The organism is Phenylobacterium sp. (assembly GCF_028290885.1).
GTDB lineage: Bacteria > Pseudomonadota > Alphaproteobacteria > Caulobacterales > Caulobacteraceae > Phenylobacterium.
Window position 1 is genome coordinate 1 of sequence record NZ_JAQGIZ010000078.1, and the last position, 10,563, is coordinate 10,563.

Annotated in this window: 10 protein-coding genes and 1 pseudogene; 3 read left to right on the forward strand and 8 right to left on the reverse strand. The window is 68.4% G+C overall.

The features are described from left to right. From JWP28_RS05920 to JWP28_RS05930, 3 genes are all read right to left on the reverse strand, one after another. Positions 1-553, reverse strand: a 553-nt coding sequence (locus tag JWP28_RS05920; RefSeq protein ID WP_299541046.1) for a biotin/lipoyl-binding protein, incomplete at its 3' end; no start/stop codon positions are given. Further along, entirely contained in the window at positions 550-1,008 is a 459-nt protein-coding gene (locus JWP28_RS05925) for a PaaI family thioesterase (RefSeq protein WP_299541049.1), read from the reverse strand. The genes JWP28_RS05920 and JWP28_RS05925, both read right to left, overlap by 4 nt. Beyond that, positions 1,005-1,610 carry a TetR/AcrR family transcriptional regulator gene (locus JWP28_RS05930; RefSeq protein ID WP_299541052.1) on the reverse strand — a complete coding sequence of 202 codons (606 nt, stop codon included), beginning with the start codon at positions 1,608-1,610 and terminating at the stop codon, positions 1,005-1,007. Before JWP28_RS05930 ends, JWP28_RS05925 begins: the two co-directional genes overlap by 4 nt. Before the next feature lie 57 nt (positions 1,611-1,667). Between JWP28_RS05930 and JWP28_RS05935 the strand changes: the two genes are divergently transcribed. From JWP28_RS05935 to JWP28_RS05945, 3 genes are all read left to right on the forward strand, one after another. Then, positions 1,668-3,263 (forward strand): DHA2 family efflux MFS transporter permease subunit, encoded by a 1,596-nt coding sequence (locus JWP28_RS05935; RefSeq protein WP_299541054.1) that lies wholly within the window; start codon positions 1,668-1,670, stop codon positions 3,261-3,263. Between the two features lie 64 nt (positions 3,264-3,327). After that, complete coding sequence (locus tag JWP28_RS05940; protein ID WP_299541056.1) at positions 3,328-3,789, forward strand: Lrp/AsnC family transcriptional regulator; 462 nt, start codon at positions 3,328-3,330, stop codon at positions 3,787-3,789. A 70-nt stretch (positions 3,790-3,859) separates the two neighbouring features. Then, on the forward strand, positions 3,860-5,494 hold the full coding sequence (locus JWP28_RS05945) for an AMP-binding protein (protein WP_299541058.1): 1,635 nt from the start codon (positions 3,860-3,862) through the stop codon (positions 5,492-5,494). Between the two features lie 20 nt (positions 5,495-5,514). Here JWP28_RS05945 and JWP28_RS05950 read toward each other — a convergent pair whose 3' ends face one another. From JWP28_RS05950 to JWP28_RS05970, 5 genes and pseudogenes are all read right to left on the reverse strand, one after another. Beyond that, positions 5,515-6,789, reverse strand: coding sequence for a vanadium-dependent haloperoxidase (locus JWP28_RS05950; protein ID WP_299541060.1), 1,275 nt, complete (start codon positions 6,787-6,789; stop codon positions 5,515-5,517). Positions 6,790-7,036: 247 nt separating this feature from the next. After that, positions 7,037-7,417 carry a helix-turn-helix transcriptional regulator gene (locus JWP28_RS05955; RefSeq protein ID WP_299541061.1) on the reverse strand — a complete coding sequence of 127 codons (381 nt, stop codon included), beginning with the start codon at positions 7,415-7,417 and terminating at the stop codon, positions 7,037-7,039. 25 nt (positions 7,418-7,442) lie between these two features. Continuing rightward, positions 7,443-7,712, reverse strand: coding sequence for a hypothetical protein (locus tag JWP28_RS05960; protein ID WP_299541062.1), 270 nt, complete (start codon positions 7,710-7,712; stop codon positions 7,443-7,445). A 78-nt stretch (positions 7,713-7,790) separates the two neighbouring features. Next, positions 7,791-10,112, reverse strand: coding sequence for a UDP-galactopyranose mutase (gene glf / locus JWP28_RS05965; protein ID WP_299541063.1), 2,322 nt, complete (start codon positions 10,110-10,112; stop codon positions 7,791-7,793). A 252-nt stretch (positions 10,113-10,364) separates the two neighbouring features. After that, positions 10,365-10,563, reverse strand: a pseudogene (locus JWP28_RS05970) (UDP-glucose 4-epimerase GalE); the annotation flags it as partial.

The following is a 10,563-nucleotide window of genomic DNA, read 5'->3' on the forward strand; positions in this document are numbered from 1 at the left end:
CGGCGGCGGCGGACGCGGCGTCGGCGTCGACCCGCTCGGCGTCGCGGCGCGGGACGAAGCCGGTGCGCACCAGGGTCGTGTAGCGCTGCCGGTCGGCCTCGGCGCGGGCGGCCTGGGCGTCGCTAGCGCGGATGCCGGTCTCGGCTTCATGCACCGAGGCCGCGGCGAGGGCCGCCTCGGACTGCAGGTGCGTAAGCGCGGCCTGCGCCTGGCCGATAGCGGCGTCGGCGATGGCGAGGTCGCCACGGGCCGCGGCGACGCGGGCGGCGTATTCTTCCGGGTCCAGGCGGATCAGCACCTGGCCGGCGGCGACCGGCTGGTTCTCCGCCACCAGCACCTCGGCGACATGACCGCGGACGCGGGGCGCGACGATGGTGACGTCGGACTTCAGATAGGCGTTATCGGTGCAGACCGAGCCCTTGGCCGCGCGCAGATAGACGACGCCGCCAGTCCCGATGACCAGGGCCGCGGCCAACACCAGCCAGCCGCGGGGCGGCAGGCGCCGGCGCTTCAGGGGGACGGCGTCCACGCCGGCGACGGTTTCCATTTTCATTGGTCGAACACCAGCAGGGTGGAGGTCGCGGTGGCGTAGAGTCGCCCTTCGTCGTCGGTGATGCGGCCCTCTGCGAAGGCGGCGCGGCGACCGACCTGGATGACCTTGCCCTCGGCGCGGACCGGGCCGGTGTCCTTGGTCATCGGCCGGTGATAGGCGACCTTGAGCTCGAGCGTGGTGTAGCCCTGCCCCGCCTTGAGGGTGGAATGCACGGCGCAACCGACCGCGGAGTCCAGCAAGGTCGCGGCGTAGCCGCCGTGGACCGTGCCGATGGGGTTATAGACGCTCTCGTCGGGCCGGCCGCCGAACACGACACGCCCCTCTTCGATCTCGATCGCCGTAAAGCCCATGGTCTTGCCGATGCCGGGCGTCCGATCCGGGTGCGCCGGATCGAAGACCGCGCGGAGCTGTTCGAGGCCGCTCATGGCCGAGGCGTCAGGTGCGATGGCGTTCATGCGGTTCTCTCGGGGTCGTCGGAAACGCCGGCCCGAGCGCGGATGCGGCGGCGGGACTGGGCGAGAAAGCGTTCGGCCATGGCCTCATCGGAGACGGCGCGGGAGAGCGATACGGCGCCAGCCATTTCCACCACCAGCGAGCCCGCCAGGTCCTGCCGCTCCTGGATGTCGTCGCCGGGCAGCCAGGCGGCGATGCGCGAGATGAGGCCGGTCACGCCGGCGTCGAACACGGTGCGCACCGCTGCCCCCTGCCGAGGCAGGTCGGACACGATGGTGGCGACCGGGCAGCCGCGCTCCGGATAGGCCCGATGCTCCATCGACACATAGGACTCGAGGAAGGCCGCAAAGGCCTCCAGGCCCTTCAGATCGCCGGTGATCCGCCCGAAGCGCCGGCGGCCTTGGTCGAAGGCTTCGCCGATCGCGGCGGCGACCAGGGCCTCCTTCGACGGGAAGTGGGCATAGAACCCGCCGTGGGTCAGGCCGACTTCCTTCATGATCTCGGCGACGCCGACCCCGTCAGGCCCCTTGGCGCGCACGGCCGCGGCGGCGGCCTTCACCACCTTCTTCCGCGTCTCTTCCTTGTGGGCCTCGGTGTAGCGCATTGCGCATCTCCGCTTTATATGATGATAGTAATATAATGATGGCCAGACCGCAAGACCATGACTGACACGACCCTGCCCCTGGCTGCGGCCCCCGCCACGCCGGGCGCGCTCAGCGACAAGCGCAAGTTCCTGATCTTCGGCCTGATGGCGTTCGGCCAGTTCATGGCGCTCTTGGACATCCAGATCGTCGCCGGCTCGCTGAACTCGATCCAGGCCGGCCTGAACGCCGGTCCCGACGAGATCGCCTGGGTGCAGACCGCCTATCTGATGGCCGAGATCGTGATGATCCCGTTGGCGGCCTTCCTGTCGAAGGCGCTCTCGACCCGCTGGCTGTTCACCGCCTCGGCGGCGCTGTTCACGCTCTCGAGCCTGATGTGCGGCCTGGCGTGGGACATCAACTCGATGATCTTCTTCCGCGCCATCCAGGGCTTCGTCGGCGGCGCCATGGTGCCCACGGTGTTCGCCACCGGCTTCGCCATGTTCGAAGGGCCGAAGCGGGCGATGATCCCGGCCATCCTCGGGGTCGTCTCGACGCTGGCGCCCACGCTCGGCCCCAGCGTCGGGGGCTGGGTGACCGAGGTCGCCGACTGGCGCTGGCTGTTCTTCATGAACATCGTGCCGGGCCTGGCGGTGAGCATCATCCTGCCGCTGCTGGGCAAGGTCGACGAGGCGAAGCCGGAGATGCTCCGACGCATCGACTGGCTGCACGTGGCCTCGCTGGCGGTGTTCCTCGGCGGCTTGCAGTACGTGCTGGAGGAAGGGCCCCGCCACGAGTGGTTCACCGACCCCGGCGTCACCATCGCCGCATGGCTCTCGGCCGTCGGCTGCGTGGTGTTCTTCGAACGGACCTTCTTCTCGACCATGCCGGTCCTGAAGCTGACGCCGTTTCTGCGGCCCACCTTCGCCATGGCCTGCGTGCTCAATGTGGTGATCGGCTTTGGGCTCTACGCCGCGACCTATCTGACCCCGGTGTTCCTGGGTCGGGTGCGCGACTACTCCAGCCTGCAGATCGGGGTGACGGTATTCGTGACCGGCGTCGCCATGACGGTCACCGCGCCCATCGCGGCCCGGCTGTCGACCCGGGTGGACGGCCGCTATGTCATTGCGGTGGGCTTCGTGATGTTCGCGACCGGGCTCTGGATGTTCTCGGGGATCACCGCGGACTGGGGCTTCGGCGAGTTGCTGTGGCCGCAGGTGGTGCGCGGCCTGGCGATCCTGCTCTGCATCGTGCCGGCGGTCGGCATGGCGCTGAACGGCGTGGCGCCCAGCGAGCTGCGCTACGCGTCCGGCCTGTTCAACCTGATGCGCAATCTCGGCGGCGCGGTCGGGATCGCGGTGGTGAACACCTGGCTGCAGGACAACACCCGGATCCACATGCTGCGCCTGAGCGAAGGCCTCGGCGAGGCGCCGGCGCGGGCGACCGCCATGATCCAGGGCCTGACGCAGTACGCCGGCCAGTTCACCCCCGACGCCGGGCGCGCGCTGATGATGGCGCAGGCGGAGATGGGCCGGATCGTCGGCCGCCAGGCCGCGACCCTGGCGTTCGCCGACACCTATCGGCTGATGGCCTGGCTGTTCATCATAGCCCTGGTGATCGTGCCGTTCTGCAAGCCGGCCCCACAGGACGCTCCCTTGCCACCGGACGCGCATTGACGCGCGATCTGGCGTCTACAGGGCTCTCGCCGTAGAACAAGATTCTCGGCGGGAGGCTCAGGGCATGCAAATCGTTCTCGACCCGATCGACCGCCGCATTCTGCGCGAGCTCCAGGCCGACGCCACGATCCCCATCGCCGAGCTGGCCGAGCGCGCGGGGCTCTCGCAGACCCCCTGCTGGAAGCGCGTCAAGCGGCTGACCGACGCCGGGGTGATCGAGCGGCGCGTGGCGATCCTCGACCGCGAGCAGCTGGACCTGCGCCTGGTGGTGTTCGTCGCGGTGCGCACCAACCGCCACGACGAGGAATGGCTGAACGCCTTCGCCAAGGGCGCGGCGACCCTGCCGGAGGTGGTGGAGTTCTACCGGATGTCCGGCGAGACGGATTACCTGCTGAAGGTGGTGGTCAGGGACATCGCCGCCTACGACGCCTTCTACAAGCAGCTGATCGCCGCGGCGCCGCTGCAGGACGTCAGCTCGTCCTTCGCCATGGAGCAGATCAAGTTCACCACCGCCCTGCCGATCTGATCGCGCAGTTGACTTCCCCGCGGCGGCCAGCGCCAATTTCCCCATAAGAAGAAGAATTTGGGAGAACGCGGTGAGTTCCTGGACCTTCGCGGACGTGTGGGAGGCGATCGCCGGCGCCCAGCCGGAGCGGCCCGCCCACATCCAGGGCGAGCGGGTGGTGAGCTGGGGCGAGTTCGACGCCCGCGCCGATGCGCTGGCCGCCCACCTGATCGCCGCGGGCCTCGACCACCAGGCGAAGGTCGCGGCCTTCCTCTACAACGGGCCGGAATACCTGGAGACCTACTACGCCGCCTTCAAGGGCGGGTTGGCCCCGGTCAACACCAACTACCGTTACGGACCGGAGGAACTCTTCTACCTGTTCGACAACGCCGACGCGCAAGCCGTTGTCTTCCATGCAGGTTTTTCGGATGTGCTCGAAGCCATCCGCGGCCGCCTTACCGGCGTGAAGGCCTGGATCGCCGTGGCCGAGCCCGGCCATCCGGTCCCCGCCTGGGCGGACGACTACGACGCCGTCGTGGCCAAGGTCCCGACCCAGCGGCCGGTGAAGGGGCCGTGGGGCCGGTCGGTCGACGACCTGCTACTGCTCTACACCGGCGGCACCACCGGCATGCCCAAGGGCGTGATGTGGCGCCAGGACGACCTCTTCAACGTGATCGGCGCGGGCGGCAACGCGTTGCTCGGCATTCCGCCGGCGGCCTCGGTCGAAGAACTCGTTGCCCGCATCCAGGGGCCGGACCACATCCGGCCGATCTCGCTGGTGGCCTGCCCGCTGATGCATGGCACCGGGCAGTTCTCCTCGCTGATCTGTTTCAACCAGGGCGGCACGGCCGCCTTCCTGCCGTCGCGCCGGTTCAACGCCATGGAGCTGTGGGACGAGGCCGACCGGCTGGGCGCCACCGCAATCGTGATCGTGGGCCTCGCCTTCTCGACCCCAATGCTGGAGGCGCTGGAGGCCAATCCCGGTCGCTGGGACCTTTCGACCGTGCGTTCGATGAGCTCGTCCGGCTCGATGTGGAGCCAGGAGAACAAGCGCGGCCTGCTGAGCTACGCCAAGAACGCCATGATCTTCGACAGCTTCGGCTCTTCGGAGGCGGTGGGGTTGGGCATCTCGGCCTCGGCGCCCGGGGCGGAAGTCCAGACCGCGGCCTTCGTCATCGGCCCGAATTGCGCGGTGTTCACCGAGGACGGCCGGCGTGTCGAGCCCGGCTCCGGCGAACGGGGCCTAGTGGCCGTCACGGGCTTCCTGCCGGTCGGCTACTACAAGGACGCCGAGAAGACCGCCAAGACCTTCAAGACGATGGAAGGCGTGCGCTGGAGCGTGCCCGGCGACTGGGCCGAGGTGAACACCGACGGCACGCTCAAGCTCCTGGGCCGTGGCTCGGTCTGCATCAACACCGGCGGCGAGAAGGTCTTCCCCGAAGAGGTCGAGGAGGCGCTGAAGACCCACGTCAACGTCCGCGACGCGGTGGTGGTCGGCCTGCCCGACGCCCGTTTCGGCGAGCGGATCTGCGCGGTGGTCGAGACCGAGGGGGGAGCCGAGCCGACGCTCGCCGAACTGTCGGAGCACGTGCGCACGACCCTGGCCGGCTACAAGGCGCCGCGCGAGCTGGTGCTGGTGGACTCCATCGGCCGAGCCCCCAACGGCAAGGTCGACTACAAGGCGCTCAAGGACCACGCCCTGGCGGCGCTGAAGGCCTTGGCCTAGCGCGCGGCGAGGGACGGCGGTTAGCGGGTCACTTCCCACTCCACGGGTACGCCCTCGTCCTTGCCATGGTTCGTTCCGAGGAACTTCTGGAACGTCCAGTGCGCGACCTTGCCGCCCAGCTTGCTTCCGTCCTCCTCCGCGGAGCGGAAGTGGATCCCCTGCAGGATCCGCACCTCGATGAGTTCCTGGGCCGCCTGGGAGAAGCTCGTGTACTGGCGCGTCGTCGACGTGCCCGGGATCGAGAAACTGAAATCGTCCGTGCCGTAGAAGAGCCGCAAGGTCTCGGTCATCGCGCCCGCGACGCCGTTCATGCCCGACGGGTACTCGGGATAAGGAGGGCTGGCGAGATATGGCGACCAGCCGCCGTCCGTGGCCGTCTTCGGGTTGCCGTCGTCATTCCGGATGGCCGTGATGGGCCTCCAGAAGTGGTAGAAATGCTTGGCGTCGAAGACCGCCATCAGGGAATCGGCGGTGGCGAGGTTCGCGAGCGCGAAGAGCCTGGCGCTTTCCCCGACGTCGCTGGATGAGGCAATGCCCCGAAGCGCCCCGTTCCACCGCTGCAGAGGGTCCGTGTTCCAGAAATCCGCTACCGCGGTGTTCGCGTTCGGATAGGCGGCGATGCTGCCGGCGGCCTTCACTTCGTCGTACTCGCGGACGTAGCGCGTGCTGGTCATCGGTGGCGGCGGGCCGGGCCTGAATTGCGAGACGGTGTCGAGGGCGTAGGGAGCGCTGAAGGCGAGGGTCAGAAACGACATCGGGGGGTTGCCCGGGGCCGTCGGACGCCACTCACCGGGCGCCGTGCCGCCGAAGAACGGAGTCGTCGCCACCAAGGGGCGGTACTGCGTGAAGAGCGCGGCCGCGGACGCCTCGCCTACCGCCAGGCCGGGATCGCCCACCAGGCCGTGGGCCGTCAGGTAGTTGCTGTACTCGATGTCGAGCGTCGCCTGCCGGGCAGGGTACAGCCGGACCAGTAAACCATGGGCGGCGGCCGCGACGGCCGCATCCGGCGCGCCGTCGCCGGAGCCTGAGTAGAAGTAGGGGTCATACTTGCCCTCGATCGCCTGCACCGCGTCGTGCACGGCGGCCTGGACAAGGGCCACGTCGAGGAAGCCCACCGGACCCGGACGCCCCGCAGGGATGCCGCCGCCTCCGGACACGTAGCGTTGGGTCACCTCATTCCAATCGGTGACCGCGTTGGCGTGGGCCAAGCCAGCCCAGCCCAGGCAAACAGATGCCGCAACAGCCGCCAGGCTTTGCAGTCGGCGCGCAGCCGCGCCAAGAACGATGAGCTTCATGTCGAATCCCCTTGCCCGAGGTCGGGCTGAGCGGATGACATTTTGAACCTATCACGGACGCTACTGGGTCATCCGCACTGACAGAGCCGGCAAGCTGAACCTTTTGAACCGCCAGCGCTACTATGAGCTTCTTATAAGCTTGGCCCTGGCCGCGCGCGCCTCGCTGACCTCGGTCGGCTGGGTGTTCAACGCGCCGCCCACCTACGGCGTCAGCGTCACCCAGCGGTTCGACTAGCGGATCTCGGCGTCAGACCGCCTTGAGGGTGCGGACGAAGTCCACGAGGGTCGCCCGGGGCGCCCCGCGCGGCAGCAGCGAATAGGCCCGCAACAGCTCAAGCGCGCCGGGCTCGGCCAGCAGGCCGGCCACTTCGTCGATGGCGCCGCTGGCCGGGTTGACCTCGCCGAACATCTCGGAGACCGGCGCCTGCAAGGTGGTCGCGATCCGCGAGAGCATGGAGGCGCTGACCCGGTTCGCGCCGCGCTCGTACTTCTGGATCTGCTGGAAGGTGACGCCCGCGGCCTCGGCCAGCGCCTGCTGTGAGAGCCCACGCACCTTGCGCAACAGCCGGATCCTCGCGCCCACGGCGATATCGATCGGGTCGGCTAGAGCCTCGGGTTTGCGGGCCATGGTGTCTCCGGAAATTTTGACTGAACTAGCTGGCACGGCGGACGGACCCCTCGGCCGGCGGCGCCCACTCCGCTTTGCCAACATCCTGGTCGGTGATCAGGAAGCAGGCCTCGGCGATGGTGATTCCCACCGCGCGGCGCAGCTGTCCCGCAGCGGGCGCCTCGCGTTCAAGCGCCATCAGCTCCTCTTCGTAGGAGGTCAGAAACTCAATGAGATTCTGCGAAAGCGTCCGTGCGCGTTCGGCGTTTGTCTGGCTCATCTCTCCCCCCGCGGGTTCAAGCTGAGCCTTGAGCATCGGACGCGCAATTGCAAGCCGCTGCAACCGAGGGGGGAGCCGTGGAGCAGAGGCCGTTCGACGCACCCCGGCCGGTGGTCAGTTGGCGGCGATGGCCCGCGCGGCGGCCTGGGCCGCGACCGCGGTGCGCCCCTCGCGCTCGGCGATCCGGCGGAAAGTCGCCAGAGCCTGCCCCACCACCTGGTCCATGTTGTAGTAGCGGTAGGTGGCCAGACGCCCGACGAAATGCACGTCCGGCGTCTCCAGGGCGAGCGCCTCGTAGCGCTTGTAGAGCGCCTGGTTCTCCGACCGCGGGACGGGATAGTAGGGATCGCCGTCGGCGCGGGGATATTCGTAGGTGATGGTGGTCTTGCCGACGCTCTGGCCGGTCAGGTGCTTGTATTCGCTGATCCGGGTGTAGGGGGTCGCCTCGTCCGGATAGTTGACGGTCCCGACCGGCTGGTACCATGCGCGGTCCATGGTCACGTGCCGGAAGGCCAGGCTGCGGTAAGGCAGCTTGCCGTAGCGGTGGTCGAAATATTCGTCGACCGGGCCGGTGAAGATCAGCTTGTCGAACACCGCCTCGCGGCGGACGTCCTCATATTCGGCGCCCAGTTCGAGGGTGACGCCTGGCTGGTCCAGCATGTTCTGGAACATGGCCGTATAGCCATCGGCCGGCATGGCCTGGAACTTGTCGGTGAAATAGCGGTCGTCGTCGTCCGTGCGCGTTGGCACCCGCGCGGTGACAGATTTGTCGAGCTCCGAGGGGTCCATGCCCCACTGCTTGCGGGTGTAGCCGCGGAAGAAGGTCTCGTAGAGCTCGCGGCCGACCTTGGAGACCACCACGTCCTCGGAGGTGCAGATCTTCTCCACCGGCTCGGCGCGGGCGGCCAGATAGGCCTCGGCGTCGGCCTCGGTCCTGAGATCCAGCCCGTAGAGCAGATTGAGCGTCGTGCGGTTGATCGGCATGGGCACGAGCAGGCCGTTCACCGAGGCCAGCACCCGATGCTCATAGGGCCGCCATTTGGTGAACTGCGACAGGTAACCCGAGACTTCGTCGGAGTTGGTGTGGAAGATGTGCGGGCCGTAGCGGTGCATCAGCACCCCGCCGGCGTCCTTTTCGTCATAGGCGTTGCCGCCGATATGCGGCCGCTTGTCGATCAGCAGCACCCGCTTGCCGAGCTGGCTGGTCAGCCGCTCGGCCAGCACCGAGCCGGCATAGCCTGCCCCGACGATCAGGTAGTCGAAGGGCTTGCTGCGGGAGGCCGGGCGGATGGCCGGCGCGGCGACCGCGGGCGCTAGGTCGGCGATGAGCGGCTTGCCGCGGGCGGCCCCGGCCCGGGAGAGCTCCAGGTTCATGCGGGCGAAGGTCTCGTCCCACGACATCGCCGACAGCGCGGCGTCGACTTCCTTCAGCCAGGGGCCTTTCAGCCGCATCAGCGCCAGCGCCTGATCGCAGGCCGCGATGAAGTCCTCGGGCGCGGCGGCGATCTTCACGCCTTCCAGATCGCCGTACTGGCGGGCCACATCAACGATCGGGGTCGAGACGACCGGACGGCCGCCGGCCAGGTATTCCGGGGTCTTGGTGGGGCTGATGAAGCGGGTGGACTCGTTGATGGCGAAGGGCATCAGGGCGACGTCCCAGCCGCCCAGGTAGCGCGGCAGCTCCTCGTAGGTCTTGCCGCCGAGGTAGTGCAGGTTCGGCCGCCTGGGCAGGTCGGCGGGGTCGATCTTCACCACCGGCCCCACCATGACCACGCTCCAGCTGGGCCGGGCGTCGGCCAGCGCGGCCAGCAGGTCGAGGTCCATCCGCTCGTCGATGACGCCGTAGAAGCCGAGCCGGGGCCACGGAAGGGCGGCCTGGTCGGCGGGCTCTTCACGGCTCACACGGGCCTTGGCGAAGTGGGCCCGGTCGACGCTGGAGGGGAACGGCTGGATGTTGGCGTGGCGGTCGCGCTTGGCCTCCCACAGGCTGTAGCCGCCGGTGAAGACCACGTCGGCCAGGCCCATCAGCTCGCGCTCGAGGATGGTCAGCTCAGGCGGGGCGAACTTGAAGTTGGCGAGCTCGTCCATGCAGTCGTAGACGGTGCAGATCGCCTCCAGATGCCGCGAGAAATTGAGCATCATCGGGGTGTAGTACCAGCGGATCAGGTCGCCGCCGTACCCGGCCAGCACGCCGTCCAGCATCAGGCCCAGCGTGGCGTCGCGCTCGACGGCCGTCCCGCCGTCCGGGAGCACCGGGGTGACGACGATGACGCCGCTCTCGGGATCGGTGTGGCTGTCGAGGCGCGGACTGTCCTCCGGCGCGCCTGAAACCGGCTCCTCCCAGAAGATCACCCGCCGGCCCCTGGCGAAGCGGGTCATCAGATGCTGCGGCCGCTGGAAGACGAAGTCCCAGCGAAGGTGCGAGAAGCAGATCAAGGTCTGCCGACCTCGGGAACGCGGGCCGGGCGGGGTTGGCGATGGCGCAAAACCCTCGGCGCGCGAAACCCATTGCGTGTTCAAGGCGCATTCCTTCTTGAAAGCCGACGTACGAAGCCCGCTGGAAGAAACACAGGCGAGCCACAAAGGTTCCGCGCGAAAACTTCACGCAGCTGGACTGTCTAAAGTAATCGATTTTGGGGCCGAGTTACGTCGGCCTTCTCTTCAGTCTATGTCGGAAAGTCGACTGTCTTAGACGGCCATCTGCGACTTGCGGCGGCCCGTTGACCCGCGCACGCCGGAACCATAGCACGGATTTCGCTCCCAGCGCAGGGCGTCGGCGACGATCTCGTCGATCGACGAGCGGCGGGGAGCCCAGCCCAGCAGTTCCAGCGCCCGGCGCGGGTCGGCGACGAGGCTGGGGGGGTCGCCCGCCCGCCGCGCGCCCAGG